The sequence below is a fragment of the Cellvibrio fibrivorans genome, assembly GCF_031457055.1.
Lineage (GTDB): Bacteria > Pseudomonadota > Gammaproteobacteria > Pseudomonadales > Cellvibrionaceae > Cellvibrio > Cellvibrio fibrivorans.
The window spans coordinates 239,694-261,215 of sequence record NZ_JAVDVX010000006.1 but is presented as its reverse complement, the minus strand read 5'-3'; the positions used below and the strand labels follow the sequence as shown (position 1 = coordinate 261,215).

The 21,522-nt window shown below is 53.5% G+C and carries 21 protein-coding genes; 14 read left to right on the top strand and 7 right to left on the bottom strand.

Annotated elements, in window-relative coordinates; genetic code table 11:
* Positions 1-309 precede the first annotated feature (309 nt).
* Positions 310-1,419 (bottom strand): cellulase family glycosylhydrolase, encoded by a 1,110-nt coding sequence (locus J2X05_RS16550; protein ID WP_310074559.1) that lies wholly within the window; start codon positions 1,417-1,419, stop codon positions 310-312.
* Positions 1,420-1,434: 15 nt separating this feature from the next.
* Between J2X05_RS16550 and J2X05_RS16545 the strand changes: the two genes are divergently transcribed.
* On the top strand, positions 1,435-1,650 hold the full coding sequence (locus tag J2X05_RS16545; RefSeq protein WP_310074555.1) for a hypothetical protein: 216 nt from the start codon (positions 1,435-1,437) through the stop codon (positions 1,648-1,650).
* A gap of 186 nt (positions 1,651-1,836) precedes the next feature.
* Here the strand turns inward: J2X05_RS16545 and fghA are convergent, their stop codons facing one another.
* Together fghA and J2X05_RS16535 are read right to left on the bottom strand one after the other, a co-directional pair.
* Positions 1,837-2,691 carry an S-formylglutathione hydrolase gene (gene fghA / locus J2X05_RS16540; RefSeq protein ID WP_310074552.1) on the bottom strand — a complete coding sequence of 285 codons (855 nt, stop codon included), beginning with the start codon at positions 2,689-2,691 and terminating at the stop codon, positions 1,837-1,839.
* Positions 2,692-2,729: 38 nt separating this feature from the next.
* Complete coding sequence (locus tag J2X05_RS16535) at positions 2,730-3,839, bottom strand: S-(hydroxymethyl)glutathione dehydrogenase/class III alcohol dehydrogenase (protein WP_310074550.1); 1,110 nt, start codon at positions 3,837-3,839, stop codon at positions 2,730-2,732.
* Between the two features lie 154 nt (positions 3,840-3,993).
* Here J2X05_RS16535 and J2X05_RS16530 point away from each other — a divergent pair, with 154 nt between their 5' ends.
* Entirely contained in the window at positions 3,994-4,884 is an 891-nt protein-coding gene (locus J2X05_RS16530; RefSeq protein WP_310074548.1) for a LysR substrate-binding domain-containing protein, read from the top strand.
* 13 nt (positions 4,885-4,897) lie between these two features.
* Here J2X05_RS16530 and J2X05_RS16525 read toward each other — a convergent pair whose 3' ends face one another.
* The 4 genes from J2X05_RS16525 to J2X05_RS16510 all read right to left on the bottom strand — a co-directional run bounded on the left by J2X05_RS16525 (position 4,898) and on the right by J2X05_RS16510 (position 8,983).
* Positions 4,898-5,794, bottom strand: a complete 897-nt coding sequence (locus J2X05_RS16525) for a chemotaxis protein (protein WP_310074547.1) — start codon at positions 5,792-5,794, stop codon at positions 4,898-4,900.
* A 57-nt stretch (positions 5,795-5,851) separates the two neighbouring features.
* The gene (gene dxs, locus J2X05_RS16520) at positions 5,852-7,762 is read right to left on the bottom strand and encodes a 1-deoxy-D-xylulose-5-phosphate synthase (protein WP_310074545.1); all 1,911 of its coding nucleotides are present in this window, start codon (positions 7,760-7,762) and stop codon (positions 5,852-5,854) included.
* Positions 7,763-7,835: 73 nt separating this feature from the next.
* Positions 7,836-8,723, bottom strand: a complete 888-nt coding sequence (gene ispA / locus J2X05_RS16515) for a (2E,6E)-farnesyl diphosphate synthase (protein WP_310074543.1) — start codon at positions 8,721-8,723, stop codon at positions 7,836-7,838.
* Positions 8,723-8,983 carry an exodeoxyribonuclease VII small subunit gene (locus J2X05_RS16510; protein WP_310074541.1) on the bottom strand — a complete coding sequence of 87 codons (261 nt, stop codon included), beginning with the start codon at positions 8,981-8,983 and terminating at the stop codon, positions 8,723-8,725. The genes ispA and J2X05_RS16510 overlap by 1 nt, the downstream gene beginning before the upstream one ends.
* Positions 8,984-9,530: 547 nt before the next feature.
* Between J2X05_RS16510 and gspC the strand changes: the two genes are divergently transcribed.
* From gspC to gspN, 12 genes are all read left to right on the top strand, one after another.
* On the top strand, positions 9,531-10,565 hold the full coding sequence (gene gspC, locus J2X05_RS16505) for a type II secretion system protein GspC (protein ID WP_310074539.1): 1,035 nt from the start codon (positions 9,531-9,533) through the stop codon (positions 10,563-10,565).
* Between the two features lie 7 nt (positions 10,566-10,572).
* Complete coding sequence (gene gspD, locus J2X05_RS16500; protein ID WP_310074537.1) at positions 10,573-12,639, top strand: type II secretion system secretin GspD; 2,067 nt, start codon at positions 10,573-10,575, stop codon at positions 12,637-12,639.
* Positions 12,640-12,665: 26 nt separating this feature from the next.
* Positions 12,666-14,186 (top strand): type II secretion system ATPase GspE, encoded by a 1,521-nt coding sequence (gspE, locus tag J2X05_RS16495; protein ID WP_310074806.1) that lies wholly within the window; start codon positions 12,666-12,668, stop codon positions 14,184-14,186.
* Between the two features lie 12 nt (positions 14,187-14,198).
* Positions 14,199-15,446, top strand: a complete 1,248-nt coding sequence (gspF, locus tag J2X05_RS16490) for a type II secretion system inner membrane protein GspF (RefSeq protein ID WP_310074535.1) — start codon at positions 14,199-14,201, stop codon at positions 15,444-15,446.
* Between the two features lie 55 nt (positions 15,447-15,501).
* Positions 15,502-15,966, top strand: coding sequence for a type II secretion system major pseudopilin GspG (gspG, locus tag J2X05_RS16485; protein WP_310074533.1), 465 nt, complete (start codon positions 15,502-15,504; stop codon positions 15,964-15,966).
* Between the two features lie 25 nt (positions 15,967-15,991).
* The gene (locus J2X05_RS16480; RefSeq protein WP_310074531.1) at positions 15,992-16,564 is read left to right on the top strand and encodes a prepilin-type N-terminal cleavage/methylation domain-containing protein; all 573 of its coding nucleotides are present in this window, start codon (positions 15,992-15,994) and stop codon (positions 16,562-16,564) included.
* Complete coding sequence (gene gspI, locus J2X05_RS16475) at positions 16,561-17,049, top strand: type II secretion system minor pseudopilin GspI (protein ID WP_310074528.1); 489 nt, start codon at positions 16,561-16,563, stop codon at positions 17,047-17,049. Before J2X05_RS16480 ends, gspI begins: the two co-directional genes overlap by 4 nt.
* Positions 17,046-17,732 carry a type II secretion system minor pseudopilin GspJ gene (gene gspJ / locus J2X05_RS16470; RefSeq protein WP_310074526.1) on the top strand — a complete coding sequence of 229 codons (687 nt, stop codon included), beginning with the start codon at positions 17,046-17,048 and terminating at the stop codon, positions 17,730-17,732. Before gspI ends, gspJ begins: the two co-directional genes overlap by 4 nt.
* Complete coding sequence (gene gspK, locus J2X05_RS16465) at positions 17,695-18,825, top strand: type II secretion system minor pseudopilin GspK (RefSeq protein WP_310074524.1); 1,131 nt, start codon at positions 17,695-17,697, stop codon at positions 18,823-18,825. Before gspJ ends, gspK begins: the two co-directional genes overlap by 38 nt.
* Before the next feature lie 52 nt (positions 18,826-18,877).
* A complete protein-coding gene (gspL, locus tag J2X05_RS16460) occupies positions 18,878-20,146 on the top strand; it encodes a type II secretion system protein GspL (RefSeq protein ID WP_310074523.1) in 1,269 nt (422 codons plus the stop codon).
* A gap of 13 nt (positions 20,147-20,159) precedes the next feature.
* Positions 20,160-20,645, top strand: coding sequence for a type II secretion system protein M (locus J2X05_RS16455; RefSeq protein WP_310074521.1), 486 nt, complete (start codon positions 20,160-20,162; stop codon positions 20,643-20,645).
* Positions 20,646-20,722: 77 nt separating this feature from the next.
* The gene (gene gspN / locus J2X05_RS16450) at positions 20,723-21,517 is read left to right on the top strand and encodes a type II secretion system protein N (RefSeq protein WP_310074519.1); all 795 of its coding nucleotides are present in this window, start codon (positions 20,723-20,725) and stop codon (positions 21,515-21,517) included.
* Positions 21,518-21,522 lie beyond the last annotated feature (5 nt).

The following is a 21,522-nucleotide window of genomic DNA, read 5'->3' as shown; positions in this document are numbered from 1 at the left end:
TGTCACATTTGTGGTTTGGTGCATTGGGTTTTTTAAAAAACCAAGTGTATAAAGAACTGGCATGACCATGATATGAGTGAGTGGTTTAGTGAGCTCAAAAGGATTTGAGTTTCCACCTCCTGTCTATCCTCCTCCTGATTAAATCCCTCCCCCCCGTTTTTTGCTTTATTCTTCCTTGTTCGTTTTCTGGTATCAATAAAAATTCCATATTCGATTGGTCTCGATATTGTCGCATCAGCCAATAAAAAAGGCGATGCACTTTCGTACATCGCCCAAGAGGGGAGAGACAACTCCTGAAGACTTAAAGTATTACTGCGAGCTGCAAGTACTGCGGGCTATGCAGCTTTTGTTGTTTTCCCAGCCCCACCCGGAACTGGTATTGACGCAAATCGGGTAGTTGGTGCCATACCAATTGCAGGTACCACCTGAGGCTGCAGAAGAACTGCTGCCTCCACCAAAGATGGTTGCTTTTTTGGAGGTGGCTTTAATCCCATTCGCGCTGTTGATCAGGGTATTACCCCATGAGCTTAAGGTGCTGGGATTGAAGTTTTGGGCTATATCCAGTGATGTTAACCCCGACCCATTACCCGCCCATGACCAGCCGATATAGCCGTAGTTATACTGTTTGGCGTAGCTCATGATTGAGCCTTCATCGACGTTCTCGCCGAAGTGGTCCGCTGCGAACTCACCCACCACTAGGGCCAGACCATTGCTCTTGAACGATGACATGTAGCTATTGATGATGCTCGCGTTGTTGTACACCTGATACATGTGCACGCTGAACATCACGTTCTTTTGCGGGTCGCTGGCTAACACGCTGGCGGCGTTGTCGCGCATGATGTTTTGCCAATCCTGCCCCCAGTTGGCGGCATCGACCATCAAGGCGTGCTTGAAACCGGCGGCGCGCAAGCGGCTGATGGCATTTTTGTGGCCGTTAGTCCAGGTGCTGGCAGATTGGCCGTTGCCAAAAGGTTCATTGCCGATATTGATGACGACGTAATCTTCCTGTCCGATCAGCGAGTTTTTTATGCTGATCCAGTAATCGACCGCCTCATTGAGCGTAGCGGCAGTCTGTTCGCCGTAACCGGTGGTATCGTGCACTTCCAGCACGGCAATCAGTTTATTGGCTTTGGCCTGGCTAATAATGCTGGCGACTTGTGATTCGGAAGTCTTGCTCCACAGCTTTCCTGTCGCCAGTACTACCCGCACGGTGTTGGCGCCGGTTTTGGAAATGTCACTTAGTGAGCTGCTGGTTTTATCGGCATACCAGGCGTGAGCGACATTGACTCCGCGCATCACAAACGGCGAGCTGTTTTCATACACGGTACTACCCGAGACATAAATGCCCGCGCTGCTGCTGGCGGCTGCAATAGCCATTGCTATAGCGGAGACGTGTTTGATCAAGGTTGATGTTTTCACTGGAATATCCTCATTATGATTATTGTCGATAGTGCCCTTTGCTCAGGGCGGTTTTCTGTAGCCATAGTTGGCGACGCTCCCCTTTTAAACCCTCTTCCTGACATCCTCTCCATTTTTTCAATTGTTGCCCATAAAACACACATTTTTGTAATCGGTTACAGGTTTTTGGAAAATAATACATCCATAAAAGGTGTTGACCGTGAGAGCAAAATTCGGGTTTGTTCTGGTTAATTCTAGATAAGATGCTGATTTAAATATCAAAATTATTAGTATTATGGAGGTTGGGCTTATGGTTGATAACGTGTGATTATTGTTATTAATGTAAACGGTTACAAAATTAGTGCATAAAAAGGGGCTTGGCAAGCCCCTGGCAGAAAAGATTTGTAGAGGTAGGGTTATAGGTGGATGATGCGTTACCTATTCGGCGCGGTTAAACAGGTGTTTGGCATGATAGCGCAAATGGTCTTCGATAAAAGTTGCGATAAAAAAGTAGCTGTGGTCGTAACCTGCATGACTGCGGTAGATCAGTGGATGGTCGACTTCAGCACAGACTGCTTGAAGTTGCTCGGGCTTGAGCTGTTCGTTTTTGAAGTTGTCGGCCTCGCCTTGGTCGACAAACAATTCCTGCCGCGATTGGCGGGTTGAAATCAGCTTGCAGGCATCGTATTGCGCCCAGGTGCCACGATAAGCACCCAAGTAGCCGCTAAAAGCTTTCTCGCCCCAAGGGCAATTACTCGGATTAGCGATGGGGGCAAAAGCCGATACCGATGAATAGCGATCCGGCTGGCGCAGCGCTAATACCAGCGCACCGTGGCCGCCCATGGAGTGGCCGCTAATCGATTCGCGCCCGTTGAGTGGTAAGTTCGCCATCACCAACCCGGGAAGTTCCTGGGTCACATAGTCGTACATGCGGTAGTTGGTTTTCCAGGGTTCCTGGGTGGCGTTCAGGTAGAAGCCAGCGCCTGAGCCGAAATCGTAGCTATCATGCTCGCCGGGCAGGTCGAGTCCGCGCGGGCTGGTATCCGGGCAGATAATGGCTATACCCAATTCCGCTGCAATTCGCTGCGCCCCCGCCTTCTGCATAAAGTTTTCATCAGTACAGGTCAGTCCTGACAGCCACCAGAGCACTGGCACTTTCTGTGTTTCCGCCTGCGGTGGCAAATACACCGCAAAAATCATGTCGCAATCAAGACTGGTAGAGCGGTGCTTGTAGCGCTTAAGCCAGCCGCCAAAACACTTGTTGGCAGCGATTTCGGTCAGTGTAGTGGTCATGATGGTTTGGGTTCGCTTCCTGAATAATTGTACGAGGCTTAGTAGTGCAAAACGGTGCGGATACTTTTGCCCTCGTGGAGCAAATCGAATGCTTCATTGATCTTGTTGAAGGGCATATCGTGGGTGATAAATTCGTCGATCTTGATCTCACCTTTCATATAGCGCTCCACATAACCAGGCAGTTGGCTACGGCCTTTTACCCCGCCAAACGCCGAGCCTTTCCATACGCGGCCAGTCACTAGCTGGAAGGGGCGTGTGGAGATTTCTTGGCCTGCACCGGCGACGCCGATGATGATCGATTCGCCCCAGCCTTTGTGGCAGCACTCCAGCGCCGAGCGCATCACGTTCACGTTGCCGATGCATTCAAACGAGTAATCCACGCCGCCGTCAGTCATATCCACAATCACCTGTTGGATGGGTGCGCTATGGTCTTTGGGATTGACGAAATCGGTCGCGCCGAATTGGCGCGCAAGCTCAAATTTGCCGGTGTTGACGTCGATGGCAATGATGCGCCCTGCGTTCATCATCTGCGCACCCTGAATTACTGCGAGGCCAATAGCGCCCAGTCCAAACACAGCGACAGTAGAACCCGGAGTCACTTTGGCGGTATTGATCACTGCGCCTATGCCGGTAGTGACACCGCAGCCGAGCAGGCAGATTTTATCGAGCGGTGCCTCTTTGGAGACTTTGGCCAGGGACACTTCCGGCAATACGGTGTACTCCGAGAAAGTCGAGGTGCCCATATAGTGAAAGAGCGGTTTGCCTTCGAGTGAAAAGCGTGTAGTGCCATCGGGCATCAAGCCTTTGCCTTGGGTGGCGCGCACCGAGCCGCACAGGTTTGTTTTGCCCGAGAGACAGAATTTGCACTTGCCGCATTCAGCGGTATAGAGCGGAATCACATGGTCGCCCACCTTCAAACTGGTCACGCCTTCGCCCACTTCTTCCACTATGCCCGCACCTTCGTGGCCGAGTACGGCGGGAAATACGCCCTCGGGATCGGCGCCAGATAAGGTGTAGGCATCGGTATGGCAGACGCTGGTCGCCACAATGCGCACCAACACTTCACCCGCTCGGGGGCCTTGCACATCAATATCGACTAATTCCAGTGGTTGTCCGGCGGCGAGGGCAATGGCGGCGCGTGATTTCATAGTGATTCCTGATTCCGGGTCTTGTTGGGTGATGGGGGCCAAGATGTCGCATCAATACACAAGGCGTGTCATTTTTCTGGGGGCAAAGTGTAGACTAGTGACTCAATGGCAATAAGCCAGCTAAAAATCACTTAATTATTGCAATGGAGCAACAATGCAGCATTGGGAGCGGGTGGAGGCGTTTATCGCCGTGGTGCGCTTTGGCAGTTTTGCGGCAGCAGCGCGCGAGCTGCAGGTATCTAACTCCCATGTGAGCCGGTTGGTGAGCCAGCTTGAGCTGCAACTGGGGACACAATTGTTGTATCGCACCACCCGCCAGATTCGCCTGACCGACGCTGGCCAATTGTATTACGAGAGCTGCCGCCATTTGTTTGATGGTCTGCGCGAGGCGGAATCGCTGCTGCAGCACCATCAGGGCCAGCCGACTGGATTACTTAAGATTACTGCAGCAGCCACCTTTGGCGACCGCTATATCGCCCCGCTGGTGAATGATTTCCAGCTGCTCTACCCACAGCTCAAGGTGAATATGTATTTCAGCAACCGCCAAGTGGAATTGATCGAAGAGGGTTTTGACCTGGGTATCCGCATGGGGGTAATGCGTGAATCAACGCTTATCGCCAAACGCTTATGTGACAGACGCGAGTATATCGTTGGTTCACCTGCTTACCTCGCGCGTATTTCGGCGCCGCAAACCCTGACGGATCTGGAGCGTCACAATTGCCTTATCGGCACGCGCGGTTACTGGCTGCTGAGTCATCAGGGGCAGCGTAAAGATCTGGTGGTTCATGGCAACTGGCAGGCGAATTCCGGCCCGGCACTGCTGGATGCAGCGCTCAAAGGCCTGGGGTTGGCGCAATTGCCGGATTATTACGTGGATGAGTTTTTGGCCAAAGGGCGCTTGATATCGGTGCTTGACGACTATCGTTTTACCGATACCGGTGTCTGGGTGGTCTACCCGCAGCAGCGCCATTTAGCGCCCAAGGTAAGGTTGTTTATCGATTTTTTGGTGGAGCGGTTTGCGGCAGGGGTCACGGCATTAGGGTGATGGCAGGCGATGGTTATTTGCGATGCTTTTTTGTGGCGCCCCGCAACATGGCATCGATCAACTCGCGCGCATCAAACTTGGTGAGTGCTTCGTCGGCGCCGACCTGACGGGCTTGGCTGACGCTGATGCTGCTCGAGAGGGAGGTGTGCAAAATAATGTAGGCGTTGGCGAGTTGTTTGTCGTCGCGCACTGCAAAGGCCAGTTCGTAGCCGTCCAGGCCGGGCATTTCGATATCGCTGACCAACAGGTCGATCGGCTGCCCCTGTTGGGCAGAGGTGCGCATTAAGTCCAGCGCTTTTTGGCCATCGTCAGTTACTTGATAGCGCACATTGATGGCATCGAGTGAGTCGCTCAATTGTTTGCGCGCGGTGCGGGAATCATCTACCAGCAGGATATTCATCGGACGCAGTTGCTCGCGCTCCATATCGGTAATGGTTGCGGTGGCTTTGGACGGGTCGAGCGGAAACAGGCGCGCCATAATCACTTCGACATCCAATAGCTGTACTAGCTGGTTGTCCACTTTAGTGACGCCGGTGATGTAAGTGCTGCTGCCTAAAAATTTGTCCGGCGCACTTATGTCGCGCCAGTTGGTATCGGCGATGCGTTCAATCTGGCGCACCAAAAAGCCGACTTTTTGCCGCTGTACATCGGTGATGATGATAAAGCTGCTCGCCAGTGTGTCTTTGGGGGTGGCGCCTTTGCCGACAGCGGCGGCCAAGTCAACAATAGGCATAGTCTGTCCGCGCACATTGAGTGCGCCCAAAATACTCGGGTGCTGGTTGACCATGGGGGTGACTGGCTGAAAGGGCACCAGTTCCTGGATTTTAAGCGTGCCCAAGGCAAATACCTGCTGGTTGTGCAGGCGGAATAACAGCAGTCCCTGGGAGTGGTCGGCTTTAGTGGATGGCAAGGTAAGGACTCCTCGCGGATTGGCTTGGTGAACAGGGAGGCTGTGCCTCCCCGGGATTTAGCGCGCCGCCAATTTGGTGTCAGCGCTGGTTTTGCCCAAGCGCTGGCTGATGTGTTCGGCGATGGATTTTGCATCCAGCCCCTGACTTGCCAGTTGTTGTTTCTGGCTGGCGTGCTCAACAAATTCATCGCCAAAGCCCAGCTGTAATAACGGCACAGTCAATGCGCGGCTATTGAGGTATTCGCTCAAACCGCTGCCCGCGCCACCGGCGATGGCGTTCTCTTCCAGCGTCACCAGCAATTCATGGCTGGCAGCCATTTGTTCAATCAGCTCGGTATCCAGCGGTTTCACAAAACGCATATCGCACAGGCTGTAACCCAATTGGTCAGCTACTTGCTGCGCGACGGGCAGTAAGGTCCCAAAACAGAGTAATGCTACCTGTTTGCCCTCTCGTTTCAGTAGGCCTTTGCCGATGGGTAGGGCGGTAAAGGTTTTTTCAATCGCAACGCCCGTACCCGTGCCGCGCGGGTAGCGCACCGCCGCAGGGCCTTGGTATTGGTAGGCGGTGTAGAGCAATTGGCGGCATTCATTTTCGTCGCTCGGTGCGGCAATCACCATATTGGGGATGCAGCGCAGGTAGCTGATATCAAAACTGCCCGCGTGGGTGGGGCCGTCTTCGCCAACCAATCCCGCGCGGTCGATGGCAAAAGTCACATCGAGATTTTGCAGGGCAACGTCGTGCACCAACTGGTCATAGGCGCGCTGCAAAAACGTTGAGTAAATCGCCACTACTGGTTTTTGCCCTTCGCAGGCCATACCGGCGGCGAGGGTAACGGCGTGTTGCTCGGCGATGGCGACATCGTAAAAGCGTTCGGGATAATCGCGTGCGAACTCCACCATGCCTGAACCTTCGCACATTGCAGGGGTGATACCGATCAGCTTTTGGTCCTGCGCGGCCATATCGCACAGCCACTGGCCAAATACGTCCTGATATTTGGGTTTTTTAGGGGCATCTACTACACCAATCGCGGCTTTTTTGGGTTCGATTTTATTCAGTGCGTGGTAGCCGACCGGATCGAGTTCGGCTGGCTCAAAACCTTTGCCCTTCTGGGTGATGATATGCAGCAGCTTGGGGCCTTTGATCTCCCGCAGATTGCGCAGGCAGAGGACTAAATCGCCCAGGTCGTGGCCGTTGATCGGCCCGACATAATTGAATCCCATCTCTTCAAACAGGGTGCCGGGTGACATAAAACCCTTGAAATGCTCCTCGGTGCGGCGTGCAAACTCCCAGGCGGGCGGAATCTTGCCGAGCACCTGTTTGCTGCCCTCGCGCAAGGAGTTGTAAAACTTGCTCGCCCAGATTTTGGACAGATAAGTAGAGAAGCCGCCGACATTAGGTGAGATAGACATATTGTTGTCGTTAAGCACCACTAACATGTCGGTTTCGGTATGTGCAGCGTGATTCAGTGCTTCGAACGCCATGCCTGCAGTCATGGCACCATCACCGATGATCGCCGCAACTTTGCGCTCAACTCCGGCCATTTTGGCGCCGATCGCCATGCCTTGGGCGGCGCTAATTGAGGTGCTGGAGTGGCCTACGCCAAAGGTGTCGTACTCACTTTCCTCGCGTTTAGGGAAGCCCGACAAGCCGTTACCCTGACGGATACTATTCATGCGCTCGCGGCGCGAGGTGAGGATTTTGTGCGGGTAAGTTTGATGGCCTACATCCCAAACCAGGCGGTCGTCCGGTGTTTCATACACATAATGTAACGCGATAGTCAGTTCGACTACGCCTAAACCGGCACCAAAATGCCCGCCGGTCTGCCCCACGCTATAGAGCAAAAACGCGCGCAGCTCATCCGCCAATTGCGGCAATTGCTTTTCGTCCAGCCTGCGCAGGTCAGCGGGGTTATCAATGCTGTCCAGCAACGGCGTGAGCGGGCGACTGGTGGGGATTTCGTTATGCATGCAAGTCATCATTTATAGTTGTGCGGTTTGCCGCTCATAGACGGCTATTGTAGGCGGCTTGCCAGAGGCTTGGCTAGTTCGACCTTTGGACTATATAGCTGGCCAATTGGCGCAAGGGTGCGGCGCTCTCATCAAACATACCAAGCGCGCCAAGAGCTTGACGATGTAATTCATCCGCTTTGGTTTTGGCGGCATCAAGTCCGAGCAGTGATACATAGGTCGGTTTGTTGCGTGCGATATCCGCTCCCTGCTGTTTGCCCAGTGTGGTGGTGTCGCCCGTGACATCGAGGATATCGTCCTGCACTTGGAAAGCGAGGCCAATAGCGGAGGCGTAGTTATCCAGCGCGGCCAATTGTTTATCATCTGCACCGGCGCTGATGGCACCCATTGCAACGCTGGCGCGTATCAGGGCGCCCGTTTTATGTCGATGCATAGTTTCCAGCTGTGCCAAATTAAGCTGGTGATCGACGGCGGCCAGGTCGATAGCCTGGCCCAGAACCATGCCGTCCACTCCCGATCCCTGTGCCAGCTGGCGGACTAATTTGATCTGGGTTGCGGCGGGTAAGTCTGTGGTGGTCAACAAATCAAACGCGAGTGTTTGCAGTCCATCACCCGCCAGAATGGCCGTCGCTTCTGTAAAGGCGATATGGCAAGTAGGTTTGCCGCGGCGCAGGTCGTCGTCATCCATTGCCGGCAGGTCATCGTGCACCAAACTGTAGGAGTGCAGGCATTCAAGCGATGCGGCGATGGGGTCGATCAGATTGAGGTTGATGCCGGGTTTGATGGCGAGCGCTGCGGCATAAGCGAGGATCGGGCGCACGCGCTTGCCGCCGTTGAACAGGCTGTAGCGCATGGCGGCGCGCAGCTGGGTCGGGTCTTGTGCGAGCGGTAGATACTGGTCGAGTACGTTATCGACCCGAGCGCGGCATTGGCTGGCAAATTGGGTAAATTCCTGAGGCATCAGGCATCGCCTTCATCGGTATTAAAAGGCTCCAGATGGATGGTGCCCTGCTGTTCGATCAGCTTGCTGACTTGCTGTTCGGCGGCGGCCAATCGAGTCTGGCATTCGCGTGTCAGTGCTATTCCGGTTTCAAAAGCGTGCAGTGACTCCTCCAGCGTCATATCCCCCTGTTCCATGCGGTTCACCAGGCTTTCGAGGGTGCTGAGCGATTGTTCAAAATCGACGCCTTTCTTTTTGGGTGTTGAGGTCTTGGGCGGCATGGTTTTTTCTCGCAGGACTGGAGGTGGGCGACGGATTATAAACCTGCCCGAACAAAACTGCAGTCGTTTTGACTGGCAGCTGTGTGAGATATCTCCTACAAAACTTACCGAAATTAGCCACTATTGCCTGACGCCTGATTCATCAATAATGGCAACCAGAGGAGATTGTCGCAGGAAGCGACTCTGGCAGGGAGTAAAATGGAATCAAGCACATTTACCGCCAAGGTCTGGCCAGTCATCCTGTAAGAACCCTGATTGCCCCCTCCTGCAATCAGGGTTTTTCGCGTTTTAAGCCCCCTATTTTGCGGCCCCTGTCGCATATTTCATTTATTGTGCAACTTCCCCCCTGTTTTGCTATCCAAAATGCGTCGAAACTCGCGTCGCAAGCGACTTGCCACACTGATTTTAGTATTTCGCTTTTGTAATATGGATGGAGTAGAATCTCACGGCTTTGATAAACATAATGCACTAAGCTTTTGATACGACTACTAATTGCCATCTCGCTGATTTTTGTCGTATAGCCCGGGTAAGGGAATCAATCAGACCTATGCAAGATAGATCACTTAATCATAGAGCCGCCTTCGAGCAGCGCACCGCCCAGTTGGAAGTCCAGCTGCGCCGTTTTTTTGCGCTTTTAAATCGGGTGTCGCTGCAGCGCTGGCAATGGTTGGTGATGTTGCTGCTGGTGATTTGGCTCAGCCAGAGTTTAGCGCGCCTGTTTTGGCTGATAATTCCCAATCCGGTTATTCCTCCTGCCACCTTGTCACTGGTCGCAGCTGATGCGCAGTCTGGCGCGGGTGCCGCGCCGGAAGCCGTTAATATCACCCAGATTACCGCCTTGGCGCCCTTTGGCGATACCGCCCAGGAAGTGGCGCCCCCGGTCGATGCCCAACCGACCACCCAGGGCATAGAGACAGATGCCGCCGACACCCAGCTCAACCTGATTTTGCGCGGTGTATTGGGCAGTAATGATGAAAAAGCAGGGCGCGCAATTATCGCTTCGGGAGAGCGCGCTGATGTCTATGCGGTGGGCGATACGCTACCGGTTGGCACGAATGTGACCCTCGCCAAGGTATTGGATGGCCGCGTCATCATCAACAATAATGGCTCCTTTGAATCCCTCTGGCTGTTTAAAGAAGATCCCAATGCACCGAAACTCACTACGTCTTTTGCTGCTCCGCAAGCGGGCGGTGATCCGACGCAGGGGGGATACGCTAACCCCCCTTATCAACAACAACCGCCGCTCTATGTCGATAAAAGCCCGATAGCGGATTCGCCTCGATTTGGTGCTGATCCATCAGCTGCTGCAGCCAGTAAAACCCTCGCCGATGTGGTGGCTATGAGTATTTACCGCGAAGGTGGCCAAGTGGTTGGCTACAAAATTCGCCCGGGGCGCAATGCGGAGATGTTCAATTCTCTGGGGCTGCAGACTGATGACATAGTCACAGCAGTCAACGGCGTGCCGTTGAGCAGCCCGGGTAAAATAATGGAAATTTACAAAAGTATGGGTAGTGCCACATCGGCGAATCTGGAAATCAGACGCGGTGGCAGTACAGTTAACCTAGACGTAATGCTCAAGTGAGGTTTTCGTGATCCGGTTTCATGGTCGTAACAATAACAACATCATCAGCGGCCTTTTGTTGGCGACGCTTATGGGCATGAGTGGCGCGGTCTTCGCCCAAGTCGAAGCACAGCCGGTCGACGCGCAAGGCGAAACCCGCTGGGCAGTCAATTTTAACGATACCGATATCCAGGAAGTGATCAAATCCATTGCGGGATTGACGGGTAAAACCTTCATTATCGACCCCAAGGTGCGCGGCCCGATCAAGGTTATCAACACTAAACCGCTCAATGCCAAGGAGCTCTACGAGCTATTTCTGGCATCGCTTGATGTGCATGGGTTTACCGCCGTAGAGAGCGGTAATATTGTGCGCATCGTGATGAACCGCGACGCGCGCAACCTGCCTATCCCGACCGAAAACAGCGTCACCAACAAAGACGATCTTTACATCACTCAGGTGATTCCCCTTAAAAATACTAGCGCGGCCAAAATTCTCGCCGCCCTGCGTCCTTTAGTTCCGCAGTATGGCCACCTCACTACCTATGAGCCCAGCAATGCTCTGATCATTACAGATACGCGCGCCAACGTCGCCCGTATGAATGAATTGGTGGTACAACTGGATAAAATCGGTGTGACGCATACTGATGTAATTCCGCTGCGCTATGCCAACTCCGCGGATGTGGTGGCGATGTTGACCCAGTTGGAAAAGCCCGATCCCAACCGCGGTATGACCACCTCGCCACCGGTCATAGTGGCAGATAAGCGCACCAATGCCGTAGTGATCAGTGGCGATGACCTGACTCGCCAGCGCCTCAAGTTATTGGTCGATGACCTTGATCGCCCGCAGTCTAAAAACAGCAATGTGCGTGTGGAATATCTGCAGTACGCCAAGGCGGAAGATGTCGCCAAAGTGCTTTCGGGAATGATGCAAAGCCTCGGGCAGGGTAAAGCCGCAGAGGGCGCACCTGCAAATGCATCGCCACCCGCCGTGCAGGCGGATGAAGCGACCAATTCGGTGCTTATCACAGCTGATGTGGACACTATGGACACTATGCTGTCGATTATCGATAGCTTGGATATCCGCCGTCAACAGGTATTGGTTGAGGCGATCATCGTTGAAATCACTGGTAACAATGCCAAAGAAATTGGTATTGAATGGATGTATCAAGCTGATGATGCAGGTTTTGGTGGATTTACTTCCGGAGGTGCGCTGGGGACTGTTGCTGGACCGGCCTTGAATATTTTGGAAAGTCCTGACGATAACACCGCACTTGCGGCCTTGGCGGGTGGTATCAATACTGTTAAATCGCCCGTTTTTGGCGTTGGGCGTCTTGGCAAGGAAATCGATTTCCTGAGTGTTTTGAAGTTATTGCAGACGACTGAGTCAACTAACATTCTGTCTACACCAAGCTTGCTCACAACAGATAACAGCGAAGCATCGATTCTGGTCGGGCAGCAGGTGCCTTTTGTTACCGGTTCCTATTCCGGTGCGAACACTGGCGGCACCACCGGTGGTGTTAATTCTTTTGCTAGCCCATTTAATACTGTCAACCGTGAAGACGTAGGTATCAAACTGCAGGTCACTCCACATATTAACGAGGGTGACAGTATGGTGCTTGATATAGAGCAGGAGATCTCCTCAGTAATTGGTAACACCCAGAATTCACCGAATGGACCTACAACCAGTAAGCGTGAGATCAAAACCCAAATTCTTGCTGGCGATGGACAAACTGTCGTTTTGGGTGGATTGATAGAAGATCAGGTCAACAAAGGCGATCAACGTGTTCCTGTCCTCGGCAGTATCCCTGTGCTTGGCCATTTGTTCCGCTCTCAGAGTGCGACCAAAAGAAAGACTAATCTATTGATATTCCTCAAACCAACGATCATCCGTACTAATGAAGTCCTGACTGGTGCAACGGCGGAGAAGTATCGGACGATTAGAAATGAACAACTCGAATTCCAGCGCTCACGCGGCATTCTGACAGGGAAGCGCGATGTGCCCATACTGCCTGAGTGGGAAGAGCAGATTCAGAAGTACATAGAAGAGACAAAACAAGCCGATGCGGCACCTGCAACTGAAGCCGCTGGGGAATAATCGTGAGCGAGCAAGTATTGGAGCCGCTGACGCTAACTGACGAGGCGTTCGACGAAACTGCAGCAGAACCTTCGGTTTACGAGCGGCTGCCATTTAGTTTTGCTTCAGCTCATGGGGTGATGCTGGAAGAGCTGGCTCCCGGGTTGATGCCGCGGGTCTTGCATCGTCCAGGATTGACGCTGGATGTGCTGCTGGAGCTACAGCGCATTCTCGGCCCGGAGTTGGTGCTGGAAGAGTTGCCCGCTGAAGACTTCCAAAAGCGCCTCACCCGCGAATACCAAAGCGGCGATGGTGCCGCCCAGCGCGCCGCCGAAGATCTTGGTAACGAGTTTGATTTGTCATCTATGGCCGATGATCTGGCCGACCGTACCGATTTGCTTGCCGGCGATGATGACGCCCCGATTATCCGCTTGATCAACGCGATTCTGTCGCAAGCCGTGCGCGAAGGCGCTTCGGATATCCACCTTGAACCCTTTGAAGACCGCGTGTCAGTGCGCTTCCGTATCGATGGCGTCTTGACCGAAGTACTTTCGCCCAAGGCGGAGTTGGCGCCGGTCTTGGTATCGCGCCTGAAGGTAATGGCGCGTCTCGATATCGCCGAAAAACGCTTGCCGCAGGATGGTCGAATTACTGTGCGTTTGGCAGGTCACGCAGTGGATCTGCGGGTATCAACAATTCCCTCGGCGTTTGGTGAACGTATTGTATTGCGTATTCTCGATCAGGCCGCTGGCCAGCTCAAGCTTGAACAATTGCAGATGCCGCAGCTGGTCTATGAGCGCCTGACCAAAAACCTGCTCAGGCCACACGGGATTATCCTGGTAACTGGACCAACCGGTTCCGGTAAAACCACCACCCTTTATGCGGGGTTGAGCCATATCAATACCCGCAGTCGCAACATTCTCACCGTTGAAGACCCGGTTGAATACCTGTTGCCCGGCATCGGCCAGACCCAGGTGAATACCAAAATCGATATGACCTTTGCCCGAGGACTGCGCGCTATTCTCCGGCAGGACCCGGATGTGGTGATGATCGGTGAAATCCGTGACGCAGAAACTGCTGAGATTGCGATTCAAGCATCGCTCACGGGGCACTTGGTGTTATCGACACTCCACACCAATACCGCGATCGGCGCAGTATTGCGCTTGAAAGATATGGGTGTTGAACCCTTTCTGCTGGCCTCAAGTATTGAAGTTGTTATGGCACAGCGTTTGGTGCGTGTGCTCTGCAGTCACTGTAAACAGCAGTACTTGCCGGTAGAGTCTGAGCGCGAAATGCTCAAACTGCCAGCCGATACCCCTATCTGGCGCCCGGCGCCGAGCGGCTGCAAACACTGCAACCACCAAGGCTATCGTGGCCGCAAAGGTATTTACGAATTAATTGAGATCACTGAGCGTTTGCGCCACTTGATCCACGAGCAGGCCGGCGAGCAGGAGTTGTTAGCCGAAGCGCGTAAACACAGCCCATCTATGGGTGACGACGGCCGTCAGTGTGTACTCAATGGCATCACCAGCATTGAAGAAGTGCTGCGTGTGACCACCCAGCTGTAACGGATATCAATCATGGGTGCATACAGTTACAAAGCGCTGACCGAAGAAGGCAAAACCGTCAAAGGCATACTTGAAGGGGATTCAGAGCGCCATATTCGCACGCAGTTGCGTGCCAAAAAGCTTAAACCGCTTGAAGTTGCCAGTGCCGGCGCAGGTACCGGTACCGATGCTGGTTCTGGCGCTAGCGCCAGCATGGATATCTCCGCCTGGTCGCGTCGCCGTGCCGCCAAATTAAGTACGCGCGATCTCAGTCTGATTACCCGCCAATTGGCCTCGCTGGTCAAATCTGGCCTGCCACTCGATGAGGCTCTTCACGCTACCGCCAAACAGTCGCAAAAAGCCAATGTAAAACGTGTTGTATTGCAAGTGCGTACCAAGGTCTTGGAGGGTTTAAGCTTGGCGCAGGCACTAAGCGACAATCCGGTCGCGTTTGACGATATGTACCGCGCACTGGTGCGCGCTGGCGAAGGCTCCGGTTTTTTAAGCCCGGTATTAGAACGTTTGGCGGACTACACCCAAACCAGCCAAATACTGCAACAGCGCATCAAAATGGCGATGATCTACCCGGTGGTCATGCTGGTGGTGAGCCTTGCGGTAATTGTCGCGCTCATGGTGTTGGTGGTTCCCAAGCTGGTCAAAATTTTTGAGCAGGGCAAACGCGAATTGCCTGCGTTGACAGAGGGGTTGATCGCCACCAGTAGCTTTTTGATGAACTACGGTCTCTATCTGTTAGTTGCTTTGGTTGGGGTCTATTTCTTTATCAAGCATTTGATGCGCGACCCCAAACGTTTGCGCGCTTGGCATGTGGTACAACTGAAGTTGCCGGTAATCGGCGAGCTGGTGAAACAGATCAACTCGGCGCGTTTTGCGGCGACTCTGAGCCTCTTATCTGCCAGTGGTGTCCCGCTGTTGCAGGCGCTGAATATTTCCGGTCAGGTGATGACCAATAAAATCTTGCAAGAGGCTTGTGACACTGTAGCTGCTTCAGTGCGCGAGGGTATGAGCTTGAGCCGGGCGATGGAAAATACCGGTCACTTCCCACCCTTGCTGGTGCAGTTAGTGGCCAGTGGTGAAACCAACGGCACCTTGCCGCAGCAATTGGACAACGCCTCCAAAGATCAGGAGCGCGAGTTGGAAATGATGTTAGGTGTGGCTATGGGCTTGTTGGAGCCGGCGACAATTATTTTTATGGGGGGCGCGGTGTGCGTGATTGTATTGGCGATCCTCACCCCTATTTTCGAAATGACCAAGCTCAGTTAAGGCGAATGGGCGGGGTTTTGCAGACCAGTTGATAGTGATGTTTCAGGAGACAGTCATGACAAAAAATATGAAAACAAGTGCGATGAAATCCCGCGTGCAGCAAGCGGGTTTTACCCTGGTAGAAATCATGGTGGTGGTGATCATCATCGGCCTGCTTGCCGGTATTGTGGTGCCCAACGTGATGGATAACCTCGATAAAGCCAACGTGCAAAAAGCGCGTGCGGATTTCAGCTCGTTGCAAACTGCACTCAAGTTGTACCGTATTGATAACTTCAATTACCCGACGACTGAACAGGGGTTGGAAGCGCTGGTGACCAAAAGCTCTATCGCGCCGGTTCCGCGCAACTTTAAGTCGAGCGGTTATATCGATAACCTGAACAAAGACCCATGGGGCAACGACTATCAGTACATGAGCCCGGCTGATGACGGCAAAGAGTACGATATTTACAGCTTGGGTGCCGATGGTGTTAGCGGCGGCGAAGGCCAGAATGCTGATATCAGTGTTTGGGACGAACAATAGGTTTTAACCGCCAAAGGCCGCGCCAGTGAAATCCAGCCAACGAGGCTTCACCCTGATCGAGATCATTTTTGTGGTCTTTATCATCGGTATGGCGGTGAGCGTGATTTCCATTGCGGTGGGCGGTAATGCCGCGGCCGACATGACCCGCAAAGAGGCCGAAGAATTTATGCTGCAGGCGGGTTATATCGCCGAGCAATCGGTACTTAAAGGTGAGACTCACGGCCTGTTTGTTGAGCCACGCCCGGCGCAAGATATCGATGGTCAAGAGCAGTGGTGCTACCAGTGGCGCCGCGTGCGTGACCGGCAGTGGCAGGATTTGCCCGAGCTGACCCAGCACTGTTTGGCAGAAGGGCAGAAGATCGATTTTGTGGTGGAGGATGAACTCTGGGAGTTTGACCCCGAGTTGGAATATCAGGAGCCTGTGATGGGCTTTTTCCCCAGCGGTGATGGGTCGGGCAAAATTGAAATCGCTATTTACACCGAGCAATTGGCCGGCGGCGAGGCTGTGGAAACCGAAGAGTTTGAGTTGGATCTAGCCGGTGAGTTGCGCTGGGTGAGCGAAGAAAAGCGGATTGAAGAGGAGCAGCGCGGGCGATGACACTCTCTCTGTTCCATCGCTCGGTACCGCGCGCGAAACAACGTGGTTTTACTCTGTTGGAGGCCATGATTGCGCTGATGATTGTTGCTATGGCATTGCCAGCATTGATCACATTGGTAATGACCCAGTTGGATGGCTCGGCCGCAATCCGCGATAAAACTTACGCCTATTGGGTAGCAGAAAACCAGCTGACGCGGGTGCGCTTGTTGCAGCAGCAAAAGGCTAAAAAAACGTTAGTGGATTACAAAGTGCCGGAAAAAGACTCCGGCACCGTAGACATGATGGGGTTGCGCTGGCAGTGGCAACTCAAAAGTATTGCGATGGAAGCAGTGCCAGGCTTTAAGCGCATTGAAATCGCAGTGCGTCTGTTAGGCACAGCCGATGGAGCAAGTTTGGGTAACTCGGCGGTCGATGAAGACCAGCCGGCACTCGCTCGTCTGACTGGTTACATCAGTGACCCGGAAGTTGTGCAGGTGCAGCCGTGACGCGGTCGCAAGGTTTTACCCTATTAGAAGTGATGATCGCGCTAGTGATTTCGGCATTGATCGCGGTTATGGCCTTCGAGTCGCTCGATGCAGCGGATGCTGGTGCAACGCGCACCAACGAAGTGTTGAATGAAATCAATCGCCTTGACCGTGCATGGCAAATTATCGCGGCGGATTTACGCCATGTTATCCCCCCGGCTCAGGCTGATAAAAATGCGGTATTTAAAGCAGAAAGCTTGCGCTCGTCCGGCGAGGATGCCGACCAACTGGTGCTGCTGTTCAAGCGGCGCGGCTGGGTCAACTTTTCCAACCTGCCACGCAGTGATCTGCAGTTGGTGGGGTACCGTGTGGAAGAGGGCAAGCTCTGGCGCGATTTTGTGCCTGAGCGGAACCTTGAGTTGTCCGATATTGATTTGGAGGAAGACGACGGCTTTCACCAGTTGCTGTTAGACGGTGTAGAGGACGTCCAACTGCGCATGTTGCATCAGGGGGCGATTACCTCTCGAGGTAAATCGGCGCTAGAAGAGCGAGAATTTTCAGAAGATTGGCTGCAAAAGTGGCCAGACAATACCCAGCAGGGCGCCAGCGCCCAGGATTTACCTCTGGCGGTAGAGATTACCATCGAACTCAAAGGAGTCGGCAGCAGTGTGCGTCTCTTCGCCATGCCTGAACAGCAGCAGTAATTCGCCCGGTAAGCCGAGCGCCGAGCGCGGTACAGTACTGGTGCTGGTATTGCTGATTGTGGCATTGGTGGCCGGCTTGAGTGTCAAGTTTGCCGCGCAGTACCAGCTGGGTTTGGCGCGTGCAGAAACACGCTGGCATGGCACTCAGGCCCGCGCGTTTTTGGAAGGTACCGAAGAGGTGGCCAAGTTGATGTTTCCCGATGCAGATATCGACTCTAATATCGATTATTTGGGAGAGCCTTGGACTAGCGAAGTGCCAATTGAGGATGAGGGCGTTACCGGCTTCGCCAAAATGACGGACGCCACCACGCAATTCAATTTGAACGATTTGGCGCGCCCTATCGACATGAGCAAGGAGGGGTTGCCCGAGCGCTACAGTGAACCGCAGCGCCGGTTTATTCGCCTGCTGCAGACATTTCCTGACCTGCAGCTCGACGAGAACCAAGCGGAACTGCTGTTGGCGGGCGTCGTGGATTGGATTGATGCGGACGAAAATGAATCTGGCTCGGGCGGCGCTGAGTCCAATTTTTACCAAAGTATGAAGGAGCCTTACCGCGCTGCCAATGCGCTGTTTAAGTCCGTTGATGAACTGAGGTTGGTGCGCGGTTTTAATGAGAGTCCGGTGCTGGTAACACTTTTACAGCCGTATTTGACTGTCTTGCCAGTGGCCGACGCCGGTTTGAACATTAATACTCTGGACTTGGTCGGCCCCTACGGCAAGGGCATCAACAATTTACTGTTATGTATAAATGGTTCAGCCGATTTGCAGCCGATGAACCCTGCCGATATGGAGCAGTTTATCGCCCTTAGGCCATCAACAGGATTTCCCGATAAGGCGGCAATATCGACAGCTTGGGACACTATGTTTGCGGGCAAACCGCTCGATATTGATGGATTGAACACCGCCACCAAATATTTTTGGCTGAATTCAACGGTGCAGTTGGTAGATCAGCGCCGCAGCATGCGCAGTTTGATGATGCGCGGCACTGAGCCGGGCTCACTCAGAGTCATCCGGCGCGATGATGTATTTGAATTGCCGACGGTTGACCGCGGCGAAAAAGACGAAGACGGCGAAACCGAATTGGTCGAATAATCCCCCAGGTTATTGAACAACAACCCGATTTAACAATGAGTTAGAGCAAATTATGTCCATGCAATTGGTGCTCTCTGTAACAACCTCCGATGACGGCAAAAGTCTGGCTGACAACTTTCGCTGGTGCTGGCTGGGTGCTGATGGTTCGCCTGCAGCCGAAGGTGCCAGCGGCGACCGCGAAGCGCTGCGCGCTGCGCTAGGAGATAAACCGGCAAACCCCCAATCGGCTTGGGTCATATTGCCTGGCAGTCGCGTCAATACGCGTCAGCTGGAATACAGCGATAAAGAGAAAAAACACCTGCGTAATCTCCTGCCCTTCCAGTTGGAAGACTCAGTGGTCGGCGATGTGGAAGATCTACACTTTGCCTTGGGCACGCCTGCTGATGGCAAAGTAGTCGTCGCTTTTGCCGATAAAACCTGGTTGCAGGCAGCCTTTGCGGAGCTGGCGGCTTTAGGTATCGAAGTTACCCGCTGCTGGACGGCGCCGCTGACTCTACCACTTGCTGCCGAAGCCGCTACCGATAGCTCCAACCACTGGTCGCTTGGGCTGTATCAAGACCAGGTCTACCTACGTTATGCCAGCACTATGGGATTTAGTGTCGCCCAGCAACATGCGCGTATGGCGCTACAAATGCTGCTGCGCGATCAGGAGCGGGTTGATAGCCTGCCCAACCTGCATTTACGCGCAGCCTCAGAGGCGGATCTTGCTGCCTTGGGCGAGTTGATCCCCGCTGAGCTGCAGGGAGCCATTGCTAGCCAAACCCTCGCCGATGAATGGGCGCTGGATTACAGCAATAGTTCGATTGATCTGTGCCAAGGCGATTTCTCCCAGCGTTTACCGATCGAGCGCTGGTGGAAACTTTGGCAATCGGTCGCGATTTTTGCCGGCGTTTGTGTGGCGGTGTATCTCGGCACCCTGATGTTTGAAATCCACAAGCTGGGTGGCGAAAACCTGAAGATCCGCCAGCAAATTGAGACCACTGCGCGCGGTGTAATTACCCAGGGCCGGATTGTTGATGCCGAGAAACAGCTAAACACCCTGCTCAAACAATCTCAACCCGTCAGCCAATCAGCCAGTGTGATGGCGCTGCTGACGTTGGTGCTGCCGCAAATTGCGCAGGAACCGAATGTGGTGATCAAAGCGATTTCCTATGCTGGCGAAGCGGGCGAATTAAATATCAGCATCCAGGCCGACAGTTTCAGCGCGTTTGAATCGCTCAGTGAAAAAATCCGTAAACAGGGGTTAAATGCCGAGACATCGAGCTTTAATGCCCAAGGCAATGTGCAGACTGCACGCCTCAAAGTGACCAAGAATCCCTAACCGGTAGGCCGTTATGAACCTGAACCAGCTACTGAACTTGCTCAATAAATACAACCGCCGCGAGCAGACATTGATCCTCGGCTGCGGTTTGGCGGTGGTGCTCTATCTGTTGTGGTTGATGGTGTTTGTCCCCATCCAGAACAAGCGTGACCAATTGCTGGCCGCCAATATTGCCTCCACCCAAACCCTCGGGCGGGTGCAGATTGCCGCGGCGCAAATCCAGCAACTGCGCACCGCAGGCGCCAGTGCCAGCACCGAGAATATTAGCGGTTTGATCGATACCACCTTGCGCGCCAATGGTCTCGCTATGAGTGGTTTTCAGCCTGGCGCCAATGGCGAAGCGCGCGTGCGTCTGGATCGCGCCGCCTATGGTCCTCTGATGCAATGGCTGTATGAGATAGAATTCAAGCAAGGTATCACGGTGAGCGATCTATCGATTGTCACGACTAACGAGCCCGGGCAGGTGACTGTGACCCTGCGCCTGCAGAAAGCCAACTAACAATTAAATAGTATTAACGTCGCTATCGATGCTATTTGCTGTATCGATGAAACTTGTACACGATTGAAACCAGCCCTATGAGCCGTTTACCTGTGTTGTTAAAAACCCATAAAAAACTCTGGATCCCGCTCGGGGTTGCCCTGTTTCTGGTGTTTGTGATCAGCAGCATCCCCGCTATATGGGGAGCGTATTTCTTGACGCGTGGAACCGGTGTCGCTCTGAGTGGGGTGACCGGCACCCTGTGGAATGGCCGCGCAAGTCTGGCCAGTGTGCGCATGACTGATCAGGAGTATTCGCTCGGGCAGTTAAGCTGGAGCCTCAGCCCGCTCTCATTGCTGACCTTGTCACCCTGCGCGGAGGTAACCACCAAATTGCCAATGCAGCAGTTTGACGGCGAGATCTGCTCCGGTTCAGGTGGTGCGATAAAAGTGCGCAACGCGGATGTCTCTCTGCCTGTTGCCTTACTGCAGGCCAAAATTCCGGTTCCTATCCAAGGTCAATTTTCTACCCATATCGACGAACTTGAATTGCGCGGCAACGTATTGCTTAAACTCAAAGGCAACCTCACGTGGAATGGCGCACGCGTCAATACCGGAGCCAACTGGTTGGACATTGGCAGCTACGGCGCTGAGCTGAGCGACAACGGTAATAACGGTGTCAGCGCTAAACTCTTCCACTTGGCTGGGCCTGTGGATGTGAATCTGCAAATTGAATTGGCAGCGCCCAGCGGCGGTAAAGTTACCGGCGAACTTGCCGCCCCTAAAGCCTTTTTTGAGGCCGCCAATGCCATCGATATGCTCGCCATGTTTTCCCGGGAAGATCGCGTTGATGAAGAAGGCAAAACACACTACAGCGTTGATATGAACCTCTGATCATC

Bases quoted from the DNA above. Each gene is read 5' to 3' on its own strand.
- J2X05_RS16535 (WP_310074550.1), bottom strand. From the start codon at position 3,839: ATGAAATCACGCGCCGCCATTGCCCTCGCCGCCGGACAACCACTGGAA.
- J2X05_RS16455 (WP_310074521.1), top strand. From the start codon at position 20,160: ATGAACCTGAACCAGCTACTGAACTTGCTCAATAAATACAACCGCCGC.
- gspC (WP_310074539.1), top strand. From the start codon at position 9,531: ATGCAAGATAGATCACTTAATCATAGAGCCGCCTTCGAGCAGCGCACC.
- J2X05_RS16530 (WP_310074548.1), top strand. From the start codon at position 3,994: ATGCAGCATTGGGAGCGGGTGGAGGCGTTTATCGCCGTGGTGCGCTTT.
- gspL (WP_310074523.1), top strand. From the start codon at position 18,878: ATGTCCATGCAATTGGTGCTCTCTGTAACAACCTCCGATGACGGCAAA.
- gspN (WP_310074519.1), top strand. From the start codon at position 20,723: ATGAGCCGTTTACCTGTGTTGTTAAAAACCCATAAAAAACTCTGGATC.
- gspI (WP_310074528.1), top strand. From the start codon at position 16,561: ATGACACTCTCTCTGTTCCATCGCTCGGTACCGCGCGCGAAACAACGT.
- dxs (WP_310074545.1), bottom strand. From the start codon at position 7,762: ATGCATAACGAAATCCCCACCAGTCGCCCGCTCACGCCGTTGCTGGAC.
- gspF (WP_310074535.1), top strand. From the start codon at position 14,199: ATGGGTGCATACAGTTACAAAGCGCTGACCGAAGAAGGCAAAACCGTC.
- fghA (WP_310074552.1), bottom strand. From the start codon at position 2,691: ATGACCACTACACTGACCGAAATCGCTGCCAACAAGTGTTTTGGCGGC.
- J2X05_RS16545 (WP_310074555.1), top strand. From the start codon at position 1,435: ATGATTATTGTCGATAGTGCCCTTTGCTCAGGGCGGTTTTCTGTAGCC.
- gspG (WP_310074533.1), top strand. From the start codon at position 15,502: ATGACAAAAAATATGAAAACAAGTGCGATGAAATCCCGCGTGCAGCAA.
- ispA (WP_310074543.1), bottom strand. From the start codon at position 8,723: ATGCCTCAGGAATTTACCCAATTTGCCAGCCAATGCCGCGCTCGGGTC.
- J2X05_RS16510 (WP_310074541.1), bottom strand. From the start codon at position 8,983: ATGCCGCCCAAGACCTCAACACCCAAAAAGAAAGGCGTCGATTTTGAA.